The 22,256-nt window shown below is 39.2% G+C and carries 19 protein-coding genes; all 19 read right to left on the bottom strand.

Translation table 11 applies throughout. From position 1 onward, the window contains the following. Positions 1–46: 46 nt before the first annotated feature. Positions 47–748, bottom strand: a complete 702-nt coding sequence (gene folE / locus WAE64_RS03305; RefSeq protein WP_340234564.1) for a GTP cyclohydrolase I FolE — start codon at positions 746–748, stop codon at positions 47–49. Then, on the bottom strand, positions 708–1,127 hold the full coding sequence (locus WAE64_RS03300; RefSeq protein WP_340234562.1) for a 6-pyruvoyl trahydropterin synthase family protein: 420 nt from the start codon (positions 1,125–1,127) through the stop codon (positions 708–710). The genes folE and WAE64_RS03300 overlap by 41 nt, the downstream gene beginning before the upstream one ends. 367 nt (positions 1,128–1,494) lie before the next feature. Then, on the bottom strand, positions 1,495–2,853 hold the full coding sequence (locus tag WAE64_RS03295; protein WP_340234560.1) for a vanadium-dependent haloperoxidase: 1,359 nt from the start codon (positions 2,851–2,853) through the stop codon (positions 1,495–1,497). Between the two features lie 119 nt (positions 2,854–2,972). Next, positions 2,973–3,464: a gamma carbonic anhydrase family protein gene (locus tag WAE64_RS03290; protein ID WP_340234558.1), complete on the bottom strand. Its 492-nt coding sequence runs from the start codon at positions 3,462–3,464 to the stop codon at positions 2,973–2,975. 104 nt (positions 3,465–3,568) lie between these two features. Next, positions 3,569–4,759 carry a DUF3179 domain-containing (seleno)protein gene (locus WAE64_RS03285; protein ID WP_340234555.1) on the bottom strand — a complete coding sequence of 397 codons (1,191 nt, stop codon included), beginning with the start codon at positions 4,757–4,759 and terminating at the stop codon, positions 3,569–3,571. A 63-nt stretch (positions 4,760–4,822) separates the two neighbouring features. Next, on the bottom strand, positions 4,823–7,006 hold the full coding sequence (locus tag WAE64_RS03280) for a TonB-dependent receptor family protein (RefSeq protein ID WP_340234553.1): 2,184 nt from the start codon (positions 7,004–7,006) through the stop codon (positions 4,823–4,825). 154 nt (positions 7,007–7,160) lie between these two features. Beyond that, complete coding sequence (locus WAE64_RS03275) at positions 7,161–7,700, bottom strand: hypothetical protein (RefSeq protein WP_340234551.1); 540 nt, start codon at positions 7,698–7,700, stop codon at positions 7,161–7,163. 246 nt (positions 7,701–7,946) lie between these two features. Then, a complete protein-coding gene (locus tag WAE64_RS03270; RefSeq protein WP_340234549.1) occupies positions 7,947–8,516 on the bottom strand; it encodes a carboxymuconolactone decarboxylase family protein in 570 nt (189 codons plus the stop codon). Between the two features lie 99 nt (positions 8,517–8,615). Then, positions 8,616–9,869 carry an MFS transporter gene (locus WAE64_RS03265; protein WP_340234547.1) on the bottom strand — a complete coding sequence of 418 codons (1,254 nt, stop codon included), beginning with the start codon at positions 9,867–9,869 and terminating at the stop codon, positions 8,616–8,618. A gap of 20 nt (positions 9,870–9,889) precedes the next feature. After that, positions 9,890–10,744: a hypothetical protein gene (locus WAE64_RS03260; RefSeq protein ID WP_340234545.1), complete on the bottom strand. Its 855-nt coding sequence runs from the start codon at positions 10,742–10,744 to the stop codon at positions 9,890–9,892. A 28-nt stretch (positions 10,745–10,772) separates the two neighbouring features. Then, entirely contained in the window at positions 10,773–13,031 is a 2,259-nt protein-coding gene (locus WAE64_RS03255) for a CRTAC1 family protein (protein ID WP_340234543.1), read from the bottom strand. Positions 13,032–13,099: 68 nt separating this feature from the next. Further along, entirely contained in the window at positions 13,100–15,859 is a 2,760-nt protein-coding gene (locus WAE64_RS03250) for a TonB-dependent receptor (protein ID WP_340234538.1), read from the bottom strand. Positions 15,860–15,903: 44 nt separating this feature from the next. Beyond that, positions 15,904–16,467, bottom strand: coding sequence for a carboxymuconolactone decarboxylase family protein (locus WAE64_RS03245; protein ID WP_340234536.1), 564 nt, complete (start codon positions 16,465–16,467; stop codon positions 15,904–15,906). A gap of 98 nt (positions 16,468–16,565) precedes the next feature. Continuing rightward, a complete protein-coding gene (locus tag WAE64_RS03240; protein WP_340234534.1) occupies positions 16,566–17,108 on the bottom strand; it encodes a carboxymuconolactone decarboxylase family protein in 543 nt (180 codons plus the stop codon). A 2-nt stretch (positions 17,109–17,110) separates the two neighbouring features. Then, entirely contained in the window at positions 17,111–18,181 is a 1,071-nt protein-coding gene (locus tag WAE64_RS03235; RefSeq protein ID WP_340234532.1) for a hypothetical protein, read from the bottom strand. Positions 18,182–18,234: 53 nt separating this feature from the next. After that, positions 18,235–19,773, bottom strand: a complete 1,539-nt coding sequence (locus WAE64_RS03230) for a vanadium-dependent haloperoxidase (protein WP_340234530.1) — start codon at positions 19,771–19,773, stop codon at positions 18,235–18,237. 66 nt (positions 19,774–19,839) lie between these two features. Next, a complete protein-coding gene (locus WAE64_RS03225; protein ID WP_340234526.1) occupies positions 19,840–20,757 on the bottom strand; it encodes a hypothetical protein in 918 nt (305 codons plus the stop codon). A gap of 240 nt (positions 20,758–20,997) precedes the next feature. Further along, positions 20,998–21,471, bottom strand: a complete 474-nt coding sequence (locus WAE64_RS03220; RefSeq protein WP_340234524.1) for a hypothetical protein — start codon at positions 21,469–21,471, stop codon at positions 20,998–21,000. 128 nt (positions 21,472–21,599) lie between these two features. Beyond that, the gene (locus tag WAE64_RS03215; protein WP_340234522.1) at positions 21,600–22,211 is read right to left on the bottom strand and encodes a trimeric intracellular cation channel family protein; all 612 of its coding nucleotides are present in this window, start codon (positions 22,209–22,211) and stop codon (positions 21,600–21,602) included. Positions 22,212–22,256 lie beyond the last annotated feature (45 nt).

Here is a 22,256-nt window from a genome sequence, read left to right as displayed (position 1 = left end):
TACGGGAAAAGGCTTTTTCGTACAAATATGTTTATAATCCAATATACTATCCGATATATTTCAAAAACTCAGCCTTAGTTGCCTCTTGCTGAAATTTACCGCCATAGAAACTCGTGATGGTTGTGGAGGTATCGTCTTGCACACCACGTGATGCTACACAAAGATGTTTGGCATCTAACACCACGGCTACATCTTCGGTACCCAATACTTTTTGTAACTCTTTGGCAATCTGCATTGTCAGACGCTCTTGCACCTGTGGCCTTTTAGCAAAATATTGCACAATTCTATTCAGTTTCGATAAACCAATTACTTTGCCATTAGCAATGTATGAAACATGTGCCTTACCAAAAATAGGCACAAAATGATGCTCACAATTAGAATAAAACGAAATGTCTTTTTCTACCAGCATTTCGTTATACTGATACTTATTATCGAAAAGCGCAACTTTGGGTTTATTTTCAGGATTAAGGCCGCTAAAAATCTCTTTCACATACATTTTTGCTACTCTTTTAGGCGTACCTTTCAATGAATCGTCTGTTAAATCCATGCCCAATGTATCCATAATCTGGCGGAAATAATACTCAATCTGTGCTATTTTCTCGTCATCGCTCTGTTCAAAAGCATCGGCACGCATAGGCGTATCAACAGAAGTACTCAAGTGGTCGTCTCCTATTTCTTCATCAGTAAGCATAATTTTAGTATCGTCTTCAAACAACAGGGTATTCAACAAAGTTTCGTTCGGTTTCATATAATCTGATTCTAAGGTCTAAATGGTCTGGCAGTTTTGCCCTTAACTTATCATAAATTACAATTGCGATATTCTCTGCCGATGGATTAATATCTTTGAATTCTTCCGTATCAAGGTTTAGATTTTTATGGTCAAACTTGTCCAGAACTTCCACTTTTATTAAATCACTTAGCAGTTTCATATCCATAACATAGCCCGATTCAGGATCTACTTCTCCTATTACCTGAACCACAAGGTCGTAGTTATGCCCATGAAAATTGTAGTTATTACATTTTCCATACACGCGTTCGTTTTTCTCGTCCGACCAGTTCGGGTTGTTAAGACGATGAGCAGCATTAAAATGTTCTTTCCTGAACACCGCAACTCTTTTAGAACTCATTATTTTTCTGATTTTAGCGCTTTGAATATTTAATTAAATTCCAAGCTGGTGAAATTTCGGGGATTTAGTCTCAAGGTTTAAAAGTCGTCTGAAAGGTTGCCAGCAACACTCTTAAACTAAATCTGCGAGAATTATTTCTTTATCTTTAAAAGGCTTTGTTTGTTTAATATTTACATAACAAAATTCAACAAAAAAAGTTGCGACCTTTTCAAACTATTATATAAAAACAGTGCCATAGAGGTACTTAACATTTACAAAAGTGGCATAAAAAAACTCACTCCCCCGGCAAGCCAGGAAAGTGAGGCAGGTAATTAAAAAGGATTCTATCGTGTACTAAAAGTCTTTTTTACTCTCCGGGTTATTGAACCTACTTAAACTTAAGTTTCAATATATTTTTTGCTATTTCTCTGCCATGTTTTTGTCCGTTTTCGTTGGCCATTCTATACTGCGTACCTCCATATAGTTGTGCAATGGTTGCTTCGTTGGTGTACTCATCAAATGACTTGAACGTTCGGTTGGGCATTTTTCCCTCATAGGTATTGTCAGTAAAAGCATAATTGGCACCAAAAATAGCTGTTAATATTTCAGCGGTTGCACCGCTATTTGTTGCGTTTTCGGAGGTATAAGCCGGCACAGGTTGAGTTATCACGAGCGATGTCCATCTTGGAGCAATCGCTTGCTTAATATAACTAACAGGTGCCATCAGGTTATAATTATATTTTGATTTCCAGCAAGTAACAAAGGCATCATTAAGCGCTAATCCTAATTTTACATATACCTCAGCAGCTTTATCAAGTTTGGCATTTTCTTTTTTCAGCACAATGTTAGCAATGCTAAAACTATGTCCTGCTGCTGTAATAGTAGCATCTTCCCAGAAACCAGCCTGTGTTTTTTGGGCAATCGTCAGGGTATTGCTTATATTAACAAGTTCTTTGGCCGCATTATACATAGCTGAGTTTTCTTTAAACGAAAACGCAATAGGTGCAAGTGGTGCTACCGAATTGTTAAGTGTCGAAAAATTACGATTTTTTCCCCATAAAGGTAATAATGGTATTTTCTGATTACCAATTGGCTCCCATGAACCAATGCTTACAGGAATTTTGTAGTTGGTCGGGAAATTATTATTCCAGCCTTCGTTGCCTCCATCGGTTTTTGAGTAGTCCCAAATTGCCTTGGCAATATCAGCACCAAAATTAATTGAGCGCTCAATCACCTGTTGGTCCGTTACACCGGTTTTTAAGGCACTTTCCGAAAGCCTTCGCAAAGAGTCGATAGCGGTCTTGTTCTTATCGTTGGTAGTTACATACAACTCTTTAACAAGCGTTGAAATAGCTGCATTAGCTGCCAAACCCCAATTATATTCTTTGGTAGTGTCGGGCTTTGGTAAGGCTTTTAAGCCACTAAGCTGATTTGCTAAAGATTTATAACCATCAAGCCCATACACAACACTCTCGTAAAGTGCCAGACTTGTATATGCCAAACTACGGGCTGCAACAGGTGCTGCATAGCCGGGTGTAGATTGTATAAGGTGCAACTGCAAACGGCTCCAGTTGATGGCAAGGCTTGCATCAAATTCGCTTGTTTTTTTTGATTCAACAGCAGGAGTTATTACTTCTTTGTTAGGTTTATCTTTGCAAGAAGTGAAACAGATAGTAAGTACACAGATGACGGCGTATAAAGTTACATTTACGCGTTTAATAGAGTATGCGGCGTAATGATTCCCCATAAAATTTTTCTTATTTTCCTGACCTAAAACTCTGTCATCAATAAATCAAATACCTTGCCAAAAAACAGCAGATATTTTTTTGACTAATAAGAAAACTCCGAAACTTATCGAATTACCACTTATTCATTATTTTTCAAGGGGAATTTTCCTGATTTATGCTCATGTGCCATTTCCACATAGTGTTCGGCGCTCATGGCCAGTTTTTCAGCAACTGCAGGTGGTAATGTTTTAATTACTCTTGCCGGCGTACCCACTGCCATCGAGTAGTCGGGTATTTCGGTGCCTTCAGTTACAAGCGCATTTGCACCTATAATACAATATTTACCAATTTTAGCTCGATTCAAAATAGTAGCTCTCATACCTATCAGCGAATAGTCTCCTACCGAAGCACCATGTATGATAGCTCCGTGGCCGACAGTTACGTTTTCGCCTATAATAGTAGGCTCACCAAAATCGGCGTGTAGTATAGCGCCATCCTGAATATTGGTACGGTTTCCTATTACAATTTTTTCAACATCAGCCCGAATCACCGCTGAGTACCATACCGAAACATCATCACCAAGTGTAACATCTCCCATCACACTTGCATAAGGTGCAATAAAATATCCCATATTATTAGTTTTGAATAGATTACGAATAAACATAAATGCTATGAATTTTCTACCAGAATGTCGGCAAAAAATTCATAGCATAAAAAACGGCTTTAATTATTGTCTTAAGGCCAGATTTCTGTCGGCTGATGGAATTGCTTCCATGCACGCAGGTATTCCTGGTAAGACTGTACTGTCTTTAAGGTTTTTCCTTTCAGTTCTCCATCAATACTTTCTCCTTTCCAGTTCCATAAACTATTGGTTTCTCTATCTCTAAAACCGGAAGGGTCTTGCACAAAGTTTAGTATTTTCCCATCAACTGTTCTCGTAAACACATGATACGAATGATTATCTGGCTCAACAACAATGGCTATAGGGGTGTTACCTATTTTATCATTCAATGTTGTTAGTTTAACAACATTATTCCAGATATAGGCTTTATTTTTGTTGTCGAGGCTTACGCCTATTACCCAACTTTTGTCCCATACTTTATCAGGATTTTTAAGCGAATCGGCATCTTTGCGCTGGTGGCGATCGTAGTTTTTCAGCACGTCATACTCTTCCGTAAAATTATCATCAGCCTGAAAAACCAAGCCTTCAGGGTATTTATCGAAGAATGATTTCAAAGTAATTTGCTCTGATGGTACTATTGTCAGTTGTTTTCCGGCCTGCTTACCTACCACGGCATCGCCCGTAGCCTGATACCACCACGATTTAGTGTCGGCATCTTCAATCACAGCGTTGTAGTGTCTTGCGCCTACCAAACGGAAAGTCTGTTTTTTGCCATCAACTATGGGGTCGAATACCAAACCTGTGCGGCACATGGTGCAATAAGTAACCAATACAGCTTTATCGCCCACGTTATCTTGTATTTTATGGTGATACCCTACAAATTTAACCGGATATGCCTTGGCTACTCCCCCATTCACAACCGTCATTACAAGTAGGCTGTCGGGTATTTTATTGTCTTTTTGTGTAGCAAACTGAATTTTCTCGGGTTCTTTAAACATTACCTCGGCTCTGTAAGCCATATCAGTAAAATAATAAAGGCCTCCGGCTAATAATACAATGACTCCTACCAGAATCTTTTGCTTAACCGTGCCTTGTGTAACATAAGACCATACAGGATAAGCAAGCAGCAACAAACCAATAATTCTTGAAGGCAAAATAATTTTCTCAAGATAGTAGGTGAGCTTTATAGCTTCTAAATCCTGACTTCCCGGAAAGGGCATGAGCAGATATGCCTGTAACAAGGCAGGTAGGATAAGGCCGATTGCACCTATCCAGAACAAACGTTTTCGTAGTTTAGCGGTCATTGTATTTAGGTTATTTTTGAATAAGAGCCGCCTCCCCCGAGGCGGCCGAATATCTTATTTTGCTTATATCTTTAACCCAAGCGTTACGTTTACACTTCTGCCGTCAGACGACCAAACCCCTGGCCCCGGATAAAAACTTGGGCGTTTGGTGAAGTACTGTTTGTCTGTCAGGTTATTAATATTCACTTTTATAATCATACCTTTTGTAAGACGATACGTTGCGTTTAAATCTAATAAACCATATTCTGGTACTAAGCCCACTGCGCCCGTAGCCGATGGTTTTACGGTATTCAAAGCATCGGCATAGCTTTTGGCTGTATAGCTGTATAATGCTGTAATGCTTAGTTTCGTATAACGGAATGTTATTCCGTTGCGGCTTATCCACTCTGGTGTACTTTCTACTTTGTTGTCTTTAACACTTACGTTTTTATCTCCTACTCTTATAGCAGCATCAAGGTAACGAGCATCCATGTAAGCAGTTGAAGTAAAGATAGAAAGTGATGCTTTTGATGATAAGCGGGCATCATACTCAACAAAAGTTTCGATACCATTTGTACGTGAGTCGCCGATGTTGGTTCTTAAATAATAAAAAGCACCATTGGCTTCGGTGCCGTAGGTCATACCCATACGGTTTTTGTACAGAATCTGAAACGCACTAATATCCCATTTCCAATGCTCGGTATTGCCTTTATAACCAATTTCAGCATTGTATCCATAAGCATCTTTCAGGTCTTTGTCGATTTTCTCGTAAGTTGCCGACGGAATAATATCTTTAAACACAACCGGACGATAAGCCTGTGCAAAACCTGCATAAATATTTTGCGACTGGTTAATCTGATAATTCGCATTTAAGCCAAGTAAGGGAAACTTATGCGAAATGGTAGTTGGCAATTCTTTAGGGTCATAATATGCTATTCTACCTGACAGGTTCGATTCTCCTAACTCAACTCTTATGCCCGGTGTAACCGAAAATTTTGATGTGATAGCAAAACGGTTTTCAGCAAAAAAAGCAAAATTCTTTGTTTTCAGGTGCATATCGCGTACCCAATCACCCTCTTTTGATAAATCAAAGTCGGTACCTGTTGTACCTTTACCTAATTGCTGGCGGTTCAGGTCATTGCTCATCACTTGTACACCTGTTACTAAAATAGATGATACTTTACCCAAATTGTAATTATGTAATAAACGGGCTTCAACAGTATAGCTATTGAAATTATCAATATCAACCTGACGATTGGCATATTTCAAGGTAACAGGGTCTATTGCATCTACTACGTTTACTTGTTTATCAAACAAAACGCTATTTCTTGCACCTAACACTGCCGATGCTACAATTGAAGCTTTTGTGCGAGCACCAAAACGGAAATCAGCAGAAACAGATGGCACATAAATAGACGGATTAAAGTAATTACGAGAACGTGTGGCCTGACGAGGATTCGCATAAAACATACTATCACTCAAAGGCCCTGGCACCTGATACACATACTTCGAGTGTTTGAAATCAGCCTTTAATGTAACATTTTTTGATGCCTCGTAAATCAGCCCTACAGCTTCTCCGTTATAATCGCTCTTTGAATTATCTCTATAGCCATCAGAGTGGCGTCTTGAAAAATAGCCATAATATTGTAATCTGCCGACTTTGCCACTTATGCCATTGTAAGTACTTACCAACCCGAAAGACCCAACCGAGTTGATGGTTTCGAAGTTAAAAGCCTTTGTTGTATCAGGTTGTTTAGAGATATAGTTCAGCATACCGCCAAACTGAGCTCCGTATTGTAGAGAACCTGTACCACGCACCAGTTGAATGCTCTGAATTGCTTCCATCGGTAAACTAAAGTGGCTAGCCGGATATGCGTACATATCAGAGTTGGTAATAATACCATCGGCACGAATATTAAATTCCCAACCACGGTGTGGGTCAAGTCCACGAGTTGATATATTTGTTTGGTTGCCTGTGCCATCCATATCGTACACAAATACACCCGGTACTTTGGCAAATATCTGGCGGGGTGTTTTTTGGGCTATATTGGCATCGGCTCCTAAAACATTAATCACTTCACTTTTCTTTCCGCCAAACAGATAAGTTCCTTGCGTTAAGGGCAGGCGCTCAATAGTATTTTTATATCGTTGCTCAAGAATATTGATTTCTTCTAACTTTTTAGTTCTGATTGAATCTGAATCTGTTTTTTGGGCAAATGCCTGGGTAAAGCACACCATAAGTATGCATAGTAATTGTATTGACTTCATGCAAATATACTTTGGAAGCAAAACACACCAAAACAGGCTAACCTGAGCCTCTATGTGGTACTCTTGCTTCAATTAACACTTAATTTTATTGAATAAGAAAGAGGTATAACAGTCTCTTTTGAAGACTATTATACCATTGAGTTATTATATAAAATTAGGTTAATTCAGGAGGTGGCGAATGCAGCAGGTGTATTACCTGATGATAAGTTTTTTGAGGCTCTGTATAAAAAGGATGGTTATTAAACTCCGAAACTTGTCTATTTAAGTCTAATGGCAAAGGGTCTGAAAGGTAAATCTTCTGTAAATCGCCAAGTAGCTTTATTATTTTAGCTAAGGGGCTTTGAGGTAAGTCTGAATCGTGGTTATTTGTGCCTTGAATCAAGGCGGTTATTTCTGAAAAACGTTCCTGTGCATTCTGGTTCGACTTCAGAATTACATAAAGAGTATCATTTTCGAAATACTCGTGCATTATATTATAAAAGTCATTCCCGCTTCGTACCAGACTTTCTTCGTCTGCTTCTCTATAATGAGCGTTTTTTTCAGTAGTAGGTATTTTTATAATTTTCCATTTATCGTCAAAAATAATATTCGAGCTTGTCCGATAATTTTCTTCAAAAAATAGCATAGCTATAGTCAACCCAAACATATTGTAGAGCAGAAGCAACAAAAGACCTATAGCAATGAATCTTTTCAAGATAAAATGGTATTATGTGTCAAACTTAATAAAATTCTTTTGTTTGATAATAAACTCTGCACATCTATAAGATATGCAGAGTCTGATTTTTTTAACTAAAAACAAAACGTACTAAAATATTTTTTTAAGCAAAAAATTGTTTTGGGTAAAATCTTAATCATCTGAAGAAACTCTGCGCATCAATCGATGCACAGAGTATAAATTGTCAACCTATGATTAAATCAATACTAAGATTCAATTTCTTTATTATTTACCGATGCTTTTCATTGCATCGAAATTAGCATATCCATCTTCGGCAATTCTGATACCCCTAGGTACATATACCTGTGGGTCGGTAGGTGCCCAGGTACCTAAACCATCAACATAGCGATTGAACATACAAAAAGCGGCTGCAATCAGCACAGCATCGTGTACTTCTTTATCGCTGGCACCTACATTTCTGGCGGCTTCTACTTGTTTTGTCGTCACGTTTTTTCCACCTTTTTGTACACTAGCGGCTATTGATAACAAAGCCTTTAGCTTGTCTGAAATAGGAGCTTTTTCATAATTTTGTTTGATTTTGGCAATCAAAGAACCGTCATCTTCCAAGTAACATTGGGCAGCAGCACCATGCACACTCTGGCAAAACACGCAATCGTTCAGGTAAGAAACATAGGTAGCAATGGTTTCTCGGTCGCCTCTTGACAAACTATTGTTTTCGTCTCTCAATAAAACCTCTGCCAAGGCATTGAGCGGACGAGCCGTGTCAGGACGAAACGCCATTAAGCCTCTGATACCTGGTAGTTGTTCTTCTTCTGGAAGTTTGATATAAGCCATTGTGTTTTCTCTTTTAATATAATTGTATTTGGTCGTAGCATAATGCTTCTGCTACATAGTGCGACAACTAATAAAAGGCATTAGATTAACAGTTTTAAATTATGCGTTAATTAAGTTTATGTCTTTATCCTTGCTAAAATAGGCCATGCTTAAAGCCACAATAAAGGTGATTGAAAAAGCGAGTAATGCATTACCAAAACCACCAAAGACACTAACCAAGGTGCCTACAAAAAACACGGCAGTAGCTGTAAAAAAACGACCTACATTAAAACAAAAGCCTGTTGCCGTAGCTCTGATAACTGTTGGAAACAATTCAGGAATATAGCTTGACAATGAACCTTGACTGATACCGAAACATAATGATAACAGGGCGGTTTCGGCGTAAATAATGGGGCTAAAGTTCTTATTAGTTAAAAACAACAGACAGCACGCCCCTATGCAGCCTACAAATGTGAGCATAAGCGTTTTACGACTTCCGATAGCCTTAATCAAAAAACCGGATAAGATACCACCCACAATACCACCAATTCCTAAAAGCATCATGGTTATTCCTCTCTCCTTTTGCCCGAGTTCTCCGGCCGGTAGCAAGGTTTGTATCCATGTTGGTAACCACGAGAATATTCCCCATAAACCAATTAACACTGCGCCAAAAATAAGTGAGCCTGTAACAAGATTCGGACGATAAGCTTCATTAAATAAATCATTAGATGATGTTTTGCCGGCATTTTGTATATCTTTCCATTTTGGAGACTCTGGTAGTAATAAACCAATTAACACGGCCACAACAATAGGAATGAGCCCTAGCCAGAATGCCTGACGCCACTCTGAAAAAAGTACATTCAAACCACCTGATGCCACAATACCTACCGGAAAAGCCACTGCCAGAATACCTACAATAATTGGTCGTGTTTTCTCAACCCATATTTCAGAGATATAGACAGTTGTTACCAATAATACACCACCAACGCCCATGCCCGAAAAAAAGCGATAAACCATTAATGTGTACCAATTAGGCACAAAAACAGTCAATAAAGTAGCTACTCCGTACAGGCCTGTTACAATTACCAATACTTTTTTACGCCCGATTTTATCACTTATCACGCCAAATAAAATCCCTCCTATCATCCAGCCATATAATGAGATAGCACTGATATACGCCCCTACTTCGCCTAAACGTGCCTCTGAAACTTTCTCATTCAATAGTTCAGGTACTGCCACAGGTAAATAAACCGACATCAACGTGGAAACCGTACCGCCAAAAGCATAGCTAATAATACAAAGTACAAATGCTAATATTCTGATATTAGCCGATAAAACATCTTGTTTTTGGGTTGTTTCCACTGTTAAGGTCATAGGTTTAGGTTATTTATTTATCAGACTCCTGAAATTGAAGACTGATGTTTGGTTTGGGTATAATAACTAGAACGGTAATATTCAAACAGAATAATAGGTAACACGTAGTCGCCCATGCGCTCAATTGTTTCAAAAATATCTAGTGGTGTTCCTACAATCGGGAAAAGCAATTCATAGCCTAGCTTATATAGAAAAATAAATATCAACAAGCCCGGAATACGTGGTTTAAGCAACACCAAGAAAGCTAACACAATCTCGAAAATGCCAAATACTTGCAGATTTTCAACGGTCATGGGCAAGCCTATTCCAGTCATGTTTTTCATTAAGGTTGGATGCTGCATAAAAACTGCCAAGCCACCGTGCCCTGCCAATAGGCTGAATAAACTTATTCGTGATACCCATTCTATAAGGTTTGCCTGTTGAAACGATATTGATACAAGGGGTTTTAGCCTTTCCCACCATTTTTCTCTAGAAGTTGGCAAACTATATAACAACAAGAAAAGAATAGGTACGCCGTAATTACCTGCACGCTCAAAAAACTCTGACATACCCATACTTGCCGAAGGGCGCAACATAGCAGTAAAAACTGTCCAGAAAGATGCCCATAGTAATAATGCTCTGTTTGGATAAATAAATAAAATAATACCCAGCAAAATATCCATTGCACCTACCAATGGCATAAAGCTGTAAGCAACGGGCTCATTAATAAAGAAAACTTTAAAAAACGGTAACCAGCCTTTTTTTGTAACCACTCCCCAGAAACCATGCCCCACAAAACAACCTAATACGCTGAAACGCAACCAAAAGAATAGCTTTTCTTCAAAATTGTATTTTGAGGAAAAAGGATTAATCAATACTGAATTTTTTGTTTTCATAAATTTTAAATTACCGTGCTTTACTCTCTTAAATTACTTTAGCTACAGGAGTAACACAAATCGGTATTGTTTTATTATTTCCTTCAAAATTAAGGGTTTTCAGGCTAATTTCTTCTAAGGAATTGCTACCCTCTGTTATTTTCAGGAACTGATTAGATTTTATATTTCTAAAAATCTGCTTTTTATTAGTAGCCGGCCAGGTAATCATTATTTCGTCAATCATGGTGGCTTGGCCAATGCCTATTTCTCTTCTTAAAGATGAAGAGCCAAAACTTCCGCCTGAGTTTACGTCCTGATAAACTGAACGTGTTACTCCGTTTTCTTTGAATGTAACCTTGATTCTGGCCCCAATAGCTGGGCGATTACTTGTTTTACCTTCTAGTTTTAGCTTAATCCATCGATTATCATTTTGACCCGGGTTCAGATAAAGCGAGTTGTTGTAGGCGTCTCCAGTATAAGCTCCGCCTATCATTGTAAAAATATCCTGGTCGCCATCATTATCAAGGTCTGAGATACCTACCGCATGGCCTTTTTGAAGATTACCAACTCTTGCAGATACTGTTACATCAGCAAACTTTTTACCATCAATATTTTTATATAATTTATTCGGAACAAGCGATTGATATTCCGGATTACCCGTACCAAGATACATGTCAAGAAAACCATCATTATCAATATCACCAAAATTAGCGCCCATAGCAAATATGCTGTGGTTGAGCCCGGCTTCTACCGATACATCTTTGAAAGTACCATCATGGTTATTTCTGAATAAATACATTTTGCTTGCTAAATTTGGCAGACCTAACAGGTCAGAAGCTAACGAATTGCTCAAAGAACGGTCAAATTGGTAACCGCAGATAAAAATATCCTGCCAGCCATCATTATCATAATCCCAGAACCAGGTAGGGAATGTAAAACGAAAAACCTCTCCTAATCCGGCTTTATGGGTTACGTCTTCAAATGCCAGTTTGCCATTTTTCTGGATACCCTTATTTCTCAATAATACTTTAGTATCTTGCAAGGTCGAAAGAAAAACATCCTGCCAGCCATCATTATCATAATCAGAAACAGTAACTCCCTTTATAAATGTATTCACATCACAACCTGCTTCTGCTGCTATATTAGTAAAGGTGCCATTTTTATTGTTTATATATAACTCACACCCGTGCATTTCTCCTAGGCTCTTACTCTCGTTACCAATAAAAAGGTCTAACCAACCATCATTATTAAAATCTGTCCAAGCTCCTGCTTGCGATGGGTGGAACGATAATAAGCCTGCATCAATGGTTACATCAGAAAATGTTCCGTTTCCATTGTTTCTCAGAAGCGAGTTGGGTTGTTTGCCAAAAGGGTCAGGCATCCATGCTCCTCTCAACACAAAAATATCTATCAGTCCATCATTGTTATAATCGGTCTGCATTATGTTTAAGCCGCCTTTAAACTTAGATAAACCCGATTTTTCAGAAACATCAGTAAAAGTATTATTGGCGTTATTTTTAAAGTAATGCATAGAACCATCTAAGCCCCAGTCTGAGGTTACTATATCCAGGTAGCCATCATTATTAAAGTCTTCAATTATCTCGCCTCCTGCTTTATTTTTAATACTTAAGCCCAAAAGTGGTGCTACATCTTTAAAAGGTTTAACACTCACGTCTGACATATCTTTGTCCAGATTCGGAATCAGAAACTCAGGTGGTACCATAGCCGGATACTCACCTAAGGTCATGTAAGAAATATTCAGCAACCATCTCGCTTCGTAGTCACTGGAATTTCTCGATAAAATTTGTCTATAGACCTCAATTGCTCTTCGTGAACCTGTTTTTATTTTGTGTACACCTGTATTTACAATCGGAATAAGGCAAGCTTCAGTTGTATGATTATTGACACAATTCTGGCGTTCTGCCAATCGCAGATTAGCAATTCCAAGACTAACCAATGTTTTATCTACATTACCCGGAAATTGCGCCATTGCTATTGGCAAAAGTCTTTCTAAAATTGCTACAGATTTTTCTTCTTCGCCTACTTTTAAATATGAATTGGCCTTATAGAACTCTGAAATAAAGTTTTTATAAGGCTCATTTTTACTCACAGCAACCATTGAATCGAAAAATACCAGCTCAGCTTCCGGGTAAAATGGATTCTCTTTTTTAAAATTGGCTTTGTGGATTTGCCCTAGAATATTTACCATTTCTTCACTATTATCACTGCTACAAGAAAATACTATCGGACAGATAAATAGTACAATCCAATACTTTAGTTTTTGAGATAATAATTCTAAAATTTTCATTGCTACGGATTTTTTATGTGTATGGTGTGAGGATACACCTACGCTTACAAGTGTATCCCTAAAAGAGTTTATCGCAATAATTCATCAAAATTCAAACTAAGGTAGTATAGACCACCTACAGCCGGAGAGCCATACGCTTGTACTATATACTTATTAGTAAGATTTGATGCACCTAGCTTTATAATAGATTTTATAGCCGGTAATTTGTAACTTACCTGAGCATCTAATAAATTATAAGCCTTAACTCTGCCCGGTAATAAAGAGGTAAATGTACCGTACCAATCGAAAGCACTTTGCCAGTGCCATGCCACACTAAAGCCTAGTTTATCAGTAATTTTTGGATTGCTGAAAGTTACATTGGTTTTCCAGGTTGGTGTATTAAACGCCGGAATGTTGTTCGGATTTGCATCTAACATATTGAAGTCAATCCAGGTTGCGTTGGTATTTAGGCGATAGCCTTTATCGAACAGATAAGAAAGACCTGCGCTTATGCCTTGAATCGAAACTTTGTCAGCGGCATTGGTATATAACTGGAATGCCTGTGTTTTGCTACCTAAAATATCGCCAGCTGCTGCCGGATTGATTGAGCCATCAGGTAAAAGCACCGGGTTATCAGGACGAATAACAACTGTATTGATGATAAAATCTTTATACTGGCTGTAGTAGTAATTAATATCAAACAATACTTTTTGGCTGAACACACCTTTGTAACCAACTTCAAAGCTTTGTACTTTTTCTGGCTGAATATAAGGTACATTAGATTTTACGAGTTTATCTTTGTTATTAGCAATTGCTGTCGGGAACGGAACGCCTTGGCCTAACTGTGCACCTGCTGCACCAGCAAATGCACCAACCGAAGCTGCTGTAAAAGAGTTTTCGTAAGCGTTTGTACCTTGTGAGTTTACCTGAGCACCACCTAAAATAATGATTGGCCCTACGTTCAGGTTGATGTATTGGTCGCCAATTACAGGATTACGGAAACCTGTTTGATAAGATGCTCTGAAATGATGATTATCGTTAGGAGAGAAAACCATTGAACCTCTAGGAGTGAAACGTCCCTGAAAGTTTTCGTTTTTATCAAAACGGCCAGAAAGCGTGATTTTCAGTTTATTATCGAGCAAAGATTTTGAAGCCTGAATAAACGCACCGTATTCGTCGTTTGTAAGATTTTTGTCTTTGTCGTTAAACAATGTACCTTGTGTATCAAGGTAGTATCTTCTGTAGTTAGCACCTACCTGTACATTTATTACTTTCAGATGCTCACTGAAATCATACATACCTTCGATGTGTTTCAAGCCACAACGACTAAAAATACCAGCACCGCTTAAACCCTGAGTTTTTATCAGTTTATCTCTGGCTGCCTCAAATTCAGCTGTACCCGGCATAATACGACCTTGGTCGGCAAAAGCACGGGCCGCTGCATGGTTTTGGGCAGTTACGCCATTGATAGTACCATTGAAAGCTGCACCATAACGTTGAAACCACGTAGCATCGGCCTGTGCCGGCGCAACAGTATTACCGTTAAGGTCTTTTACCCACATACGGTTAATTAACTGGCCTAAAGAACGGCTATTATACGAATCTTGTGAGTCTTCTTGGTTTGAGTAAGCTCTTACATAGAAATTGCTACCTTTTAATTCCAGACGATGCTGCATCATGTAGAAATTGTTGATAACAAAACGGCTACTACCAGTATATTGTGCTATGCCCTGGCTATAGTTTGCCTGATAGATAGCTTCCAGATTATCGGTAATACGGTAGTGTAAAGCACCATTAAGTTTAAGGCTATAAACACCATATTGTGCTAGGTCTCTTTCTTCATAACCGGTTCTGGATACTCTACCTACTTTATCGATAGTTTGCGCTACTTCATCACCATAGATGTTTACTGCATTTCTACCGGGGTTGTTGGGGCCACGGTTAGCTACCGGCGTATTTGCATCAATATCAGTATAATCGTTAGCATACCAGTCTGTACCTGTCAGGTAAGCAATATTTGCTTTAAATGCAAAACGATTTTTGAAAGCTTTGGCATAGCGAATAGCTAAATCGTAGTAAGGTTTAGCACCAAAATCGGTTCCATCGTTCAGGTGATTTACGCCAAATTTTGCTTGTGCGCTTAATCCTTGGTAATCAAACGGGTTCTTAGTGCGCATTTGCAACATACCATTGAAAGCGATTGGGCCATATAAAGCCGAAGCTGCACCCGGAATCAACTCTGTGCTTTCAACATCAATATCGTGCGGGCCATGAAGGTTACCCATTGCAAAACCTAGTCCGGCCGACTGATTATCTACACCATCAACCAATTGCAGAAAACGACTGTTTCCTGTTGTATTAAAACCACGGGTGTTAATTTGTTTGTAGGTTAAGCCACTGGTTACAATATCAAGCGACTTCATGTTTAGCAAAGCATCATAAAAATTGGCCGAAGGCGATTGTTGAATGGCTCTTGCGTCCATTTTTTCGATACTTACCGGCGAGCGTAGAATACTCTCTTCAATTCTTGAAGCAGATACTACTACCTGATTCAGGTCTGATGCACTTGGTTTTAACGAAAAATCTATTGCAGTTTCGTTTGTGATTGCTACTTCCTGGCGTTCGTAACCTACCATTGAGATTACTAAAGTAACAGGCGTAGTTACGCTTAATTCAAAATTACCATCAGCATTGGTGATTGTTCCGGCTACTTTTCCTTTAATAGAAACCGAAACGCCAATGAGTGGTTTTTGGTTTTCAGCATCGGTTACTTTGCCCTTTATTACGCTTTTTTGGGCAAAAGCTCCTAGTGAAATAAATAATAATATATAGGTAAAAATATTTTTCATTAAAATGTCAGGTTAAAACTAGGATTAGAATTGTAGCCCTTATTTTAATCTTTCTTCAGGTGGTCATAACCTTTAGGCAAACGTGTGTAGCCGTGGTTTACGATTCTTTCACCCAAATACTCATAAAATGAGGGCTCGCTTGGCGTTACACTTGCCAAGCCATCAACATAGCGGTTGTATAAGCAGAAAAGAGCCGCTATCAGCACGGTATCATGTATTTCCATGTCTGTTGCACCTTGCGCTTTAGCATTGGCTATTGCTTCGGGCGTAACACTCTTTCCGCTTTTTTGTACCATTTTAGCAATTGTCAACAAAGCTTTCATTTTATCACTTACGGGTGCATTGTCTAAATCATGCTTTACCATTTCGCAGGTTTCCGATTCGCCTAATAGCAAATCAGCAGCAGCAGTGTGCGCCGAGGTACAGAACTTACATTCGTTATTGTGAGACACAATAGTGGCAATCAGTTCTCTTTCGCCTTGGGTCAGAGAGCTCTCGCCTCTTAATAAAATTTGTGTCAATTCACGAATAGGTGCAGCTGTATCCTGACTAAACTCTAATAAGCCCGTAATGCCGGGTAGATGGTCAGGAAGCGGTATATGAGGCATAGTTTTAGACAATAGAAACCCTTACCAGCTATTTTTAGCTGATTAAGGTGATAATGAAAATAAAAATCAGGGAAAAGCTGACAGAATAATCTGTGTGCTTAGCGAGGGCGGTTATAACCTAAAAAGGCCATTTTCTCACCCATTTCACGATAAGCCTCGTTTTCTTTCGGAGCCCACGTGCCTAAGCCATCAACATAGCGATTAAACATACAAAATGCTGCCGCAATCAATACCGAATCATGAATTTCTTCGTCGGTTGCACCTTCGTTCCGGGCTGCTTGCACATCGGCATCCAACACATTTTTACCGCCTTTTTGTACTTTGGCGGCAATGTTGAGCAAAGCCCTTAGCTTAGGTGAAATGCTTGTTTCGACAAAATTTTGTTTTATGTCATCAATTATAGATAAATCACAAGCTAAATGTGCTGCTGCCGCTGCTCCGTGAGAAGTATGGCAAAAATGGCAATCATTCAGATGCGAAACGTAAGAAGCAATCAATTCTCGTTCGCCACTTGTTAGCGTAGACTCGCCACGCAACAATACCTCGGCTAAGTTTAATAGCGGTGCGGCTGTACGAGGATTATTGGCCAGAAGACCCGAGATTCCCGGTAAATCTTCATTCAGTAATTTTATGTGTGCCATTATCAGAAACGATAAGCATACGTGGCGGTAATCAGATAGTCGGCAAAAGCAGCATCGCCATGTTTTTTACCCGTTGGGTCCTGCATGTCGCTCCATGATTTAATACGGTTACGTACTACTGCATAAGGAACACCCAGAATAACAGAATGGTGATGCGTGTTAAGCGTAAGGCTTGGCTCTACCGAGACAATATAACCCGGACGACGGTTACCTTCGCTACTACCGATACGGTCAATAGCCGGCAAGCCTTCTACTCTACCGCCTAATGCAAACGAGATTCCTTGTTTTGGTAAAAATGCGTAGCTTACACCTGCACGACCTGCAAATTGGTCAGGTACCGAAAAATTAGTAGCAGGGTTAACCGTTTTAGGGCTGAACATATAAAACCCGTTGTAGTAAACCGAAGCATTTTTAAACAAAGACTGATAGCCCTGAATTTCGATACTATATCCCCATCCGCTATCGCCTAGCTGCATTGATTGGTCAAGTGCTTTGCGAAGAATATAATCTTTTTTGTTTTTATCAAGCTTATGAAAATCGCCTTGTACGTTGGCATCGCCTGTTGGCGCTTTAATACCTACACCTATCGCAAGATTTCCTTTGATACTTGTAGCCGGATTAAACAACCAATAAGTAGCCGAAGCACGCATATCGCCAACACCCTTTGAGTAAGTAAAAAAGCGTTTTTGCTCTGGATTTGCTTCTATTGAGTTACCATAATGCTCATACAAAGACGAGCGTGAATTATCAATAAACGGAACATTTAATGAAAAACTTAAACGTGGATTAACCGCATAACTCAAACCGAAATCGAAAGCGTGCGAAGTATTGATAACCTGCGTGCCTTTTTCGATACGTTCTTTTTGCTCGGTTGTACCCACAAAATGGCGGAACGAATGTAAATAACGATAAGATGCCGTAAACTGAAACTGTCCATTTTTCATCATAGATGCAGGGCTGTTTGGGTTACCTGTGGCACTAGCCATGTGACGAACAGCAATACAACCTTGAGAATATGCGCTAAATGTTCCCAATAGCATAGCTAATGAGAAAAAATATAATATTTTTTTCATTGATAATCGTTAGTAAGTAAATGTAAAAAGCTTAAAATAAACTTTTGTAAGCCTTATAGGCCAGAACCGTCAGCTTTGCCACGTGCAATGGCATACTCGCCAATTTTTTCGCCGTGTTCTAAACCTACCTGACAATCAAAGCGGTAGTGAATCAAGCCATACACTCTCGAATTAGATGCTTCCAGAGCCATTGCTTTTAGCTTATCAGCTTCTGTCGGGAAGATAGAAGCCAGTACCGTAGCAGCAGCCCCCGAGAATGTTGAGTGCCCTGAGGTATAAGACTGAAAGTTTGGTAAGCCAACCGAGGTTTTTAATCCAAATTGCTGTGGGCGAGGATAGTAATAATAGTTTTTAACATCCCAGCAAGCAATGGCGGCATCCATTTCTGCAGTACCAAGCAGTGCCAACGTGCGTGCAGTGGCTATTTCGCTGTATTTGTTTTGGAAACACAAATTAGCGGCAGCTCTGTGCCAGTGTCCCGGAGGAGTATAACTTCCTGCTCCGTCAGACCAGTAATTGGCAATACGCGCTTGTTCACGAGTTTGGTTTTTATCGATTTTTTTCAGTTCATCAAGGTCTTTATTAAATTCATCACTACCTAATGTTGGCGGTGGGCCCGGGCGCATAGCTATCATCGTAGCTTTGTCAAAGTTCCAGGTCTGAACCGTACCATAATTTGGCAACATTGGCGGACGAGCAGGCATTTCCTGACTCAACCACTCTGATGTTAATCCTTGTGCTTTAGCATTAGCAATGGCTGCGGCATTTACGGTCTGGTTATTAGCACCGCTCATACCGTCGGTTCTTGCTCGGCCCATTACTTTAGCAGCAACAGCTTTACCAAGTGCATCGCCCGCAGTTAAGTCAGACTCCACGTTCATACCACCCCAGGTACGTGCATTTTTTGCTTCAGCCAGTTTAGCATCTAACAAAGGCACTTCGCCCGGAAACATAGCTACCAATATAGTGTAAGAAGCCGCTGCCACTACTGCATCTTCTGATGGATACGAAGGCAAATCAGATACAGGCAATAAAGTTGAAACCGAAGCATCTGTTTTAGATGGAGCCTTACGGTTATATTTATACTTGTAGTTCCAGGCAGCTACCAAGGCATCATATTGTGCTACGCTAAGGTATGCCAAAGCACGAGATACATAAGGCGGATTTGCAAACGGAAACTTAGGGTCTGCCAAAGGATTAGCCGCATCAGGTAAAGGGTATTTTCCTTCTGCATTAGAAGCAGGCGGAAGATTGTAACGTGCCGATAATTCACGGGCAATTTCGTTCCAACGATATACCGCACCTGCACCCCAGTAAGCAACTGCTTTTTTGTTTTCAGGCGTAATGGTAGAAACCGCAGTTTTAAGTTTTGCAATTTCTGCCTGATACTCTGCCGAACCAGCCGCTTTAGGCTCTGCTACCGGAATCTCTTCTGAGTTTGCAAGTATATATGTTTTCCAGGTACCGCCTCTTTCATCTAGTTTCGCAGGAATATAGGCCTCTCTTAAAGGGTCTTCCAGCGTTTTGTTACAAGATGAAACAACTAAGCTAAATGCAACAAGAAGAATAAGTGATAATTTTATATTTTTCATATTACGGCCCCTAGTCTGAACTGCTCGGGGAGGCAAATTTTCTGTGATTAATCTTTTCTACAATTTTTAATTTTTAGCCGAGTCTGCCGACTTAGTCTTAAAGTTTATCTGGTACAAGAATCCTACCGATAAGGTAGTAGCACGGCCCATGTTTTCGCCAGCCACTACTTGTCTTGCAGTTACAGTAAAACCAATGTTTTTAGGCTGAAATTTACCATAAAACCCTACACCTGTAGATTTCATATTATTTGTTGGAAACGGCATATCGTTACGACGGATATAATCGCCACCTACACAAGTGTTTTTATCAACAAAAACTTCTGCCTGAATACCTTTTTTATAATACCCGGCACGCGCAGCCATATCAGTTGCATTGGGTATTCTTACCTCGTTGGTATTATAAATACGGTCGTCGGCAAAATAAGCATCTTTATCAACCTTTATGTTGCTACGCAAATAGTAAGTTGCGTGTGCAGTAACATAAAAGCCGGAGGTATGTTTGTAATGACCTATTAAACGTGCTGTCAAGGTTTTAGCACCAATACCAATCGACATCGGTAAGAAATCTTTCACATAGTTGCTTACAGGTGTTGAACCACCAACTACACCATGTAGTGATATTCCTTTTGACTCAACCATGTTATATTTCAACCAAACCGAGGCGTCCTGAAAACCTTTCTGGCCCATTAAATTCCCTGCACTTGTTTTGGTCCATACATAAGGTAGGCCGGCAAGTACATTCAATTTTTTGGTGATTCCATAGGCAATCATAGGCATTACGCTCTGGGTAGTATGTGTACCAATGTTGAGATTTTCACGTTTAAGAGTATTTTCCCAGTATTCGCTCCACTGGCTATTTGCATAAGTAGTTGCTATACAAATAGAGTTTTTGTTCATGTAAATAGCATCATGAGGCATTTGGGCATAGGTGTTAAAGCATACACAACCCACCAACACAAGTATAAACTTGTAAAGTACTTTCATTTTGTTGAATTATAGATTTTTGGTTTAAAAAACAGTTATGCCAAATACGTAAACAGCATATTGCCACAATAGGATAGGCGCATATCTATATCTTCTGATTGAAAGATACATACAAGCACTAAGGCAAATCGGTGCAATTAGCCAATAAATAGCATTGATTTGAGCATAAATCTTTACCACAGGTGTCAAAGTACATACTTTGCCCACGTATGATAAAAATTGTAGAAAAGAAAAACTGTTTTAAGCCAAATCTGGCGGAGGAGAATGTATAAAGCTCGTTGAAGCCGGAATAAATTCAAGATATGTGTAGTTCTGTAACGGAAGGTCTTCAACCCAGAAATAAGCAATTGTGTTATTACCGAATTGAGTATAATCTTTAGTGAGATTCTTAAAGAAATTAAGCGTTTTTTTACCGTTGCTGGTTGGCTCTTCACTCACGTGCTTTTTCACTTGTTGTAGTAAACTAAACACGTTTTCACGGCTGGCATTTTCTTTTTTGCAATAAGTGTAAAGGGTGTCGTTTGCAAACTTGCGCTCGTAAGTGCGAAAGAAATCGCCTTTGAAGATAATTAAACCGTCGGTTTCTTCTGATTCGTTCCAACTGCTAAGATAAGGTATAGCCATCGGAACTTTCATAACCAATTGCTCTCCTTTTTCTTCAAAGAATACACTTGGTTGTACCATACGCTGCTCGTGCCATTTGTCTAATAACATAACAAATGTAGAGCCGAGTATATTACACACAAGTAATACCAATAGCGATATGGAAGCAATTCTTTTCAGTAGTAGTTTCGGTTCATCATACAAATAAATGTATTAAATAGCAGTTTTCCAACAAGTTTTTACATTTTATTGATTTTTGGCAAAGAAATGTTCTTTTTTATTGCCAGCGTACGAACACCGAAAATAAATAATATTGTAATTACATCAATTAATCCGGCAGATAACTGCATTTTCTGCAATACAAAGAATAATATTCCGCCTAATATACAAACTGTAGCATATAATTGTCCTGTTCTGAAAAGTGCCGGAATTTCATTCAACAAAATATCTCTTATTACGCCACCAAAGCAAGCAGTAATTGTTCCTAGAATAATACACGAAGGGGTGTTCAACTGCACTGCTATTCCTTCCTGAATACCTCTGAGCGCAAAAAAGCCTAAGCCAAGCGAATCGAAGAACGTAAGCGTTTTATCTAAGTGAACAATTCTGCTTCTGAAAACCACAGTAATCATGGCAACACTAATGATTAATAGAATGATAGAAGAATCCATAATCCATCTTACCGGAAAATGGCCTATCAGCATATCACGGATTGTCCCGCCACCTACTGAGGTAACCAAAGCAATTACGATAAGCCCGAAAATATCTAAATCTTTCCGCATAGCTGCCATTGTACCCGAAGCAGCAAAAGCGATTATACCTCCGAAATTAATAAAAGTGTAAAGTTCCATTGGTTTTCCTAATTTTGCACCAAAATTAGTGACTGAAAACGTTAA

The organism is Emticicia soli, from assembly GCF_037860775.1.
Classification (GTDB): domain Bacteria; phylum Bacteroidota; class Bacteroidia; order Cytophagales; family Spirosomataceae; genus Emticicia; species Emticicia soli.
The sequence above is the reverse complement of the archived record's forward strand: the minus strand, read 5'-3'. Positions and strand labels throughout refer to the sequence as shown.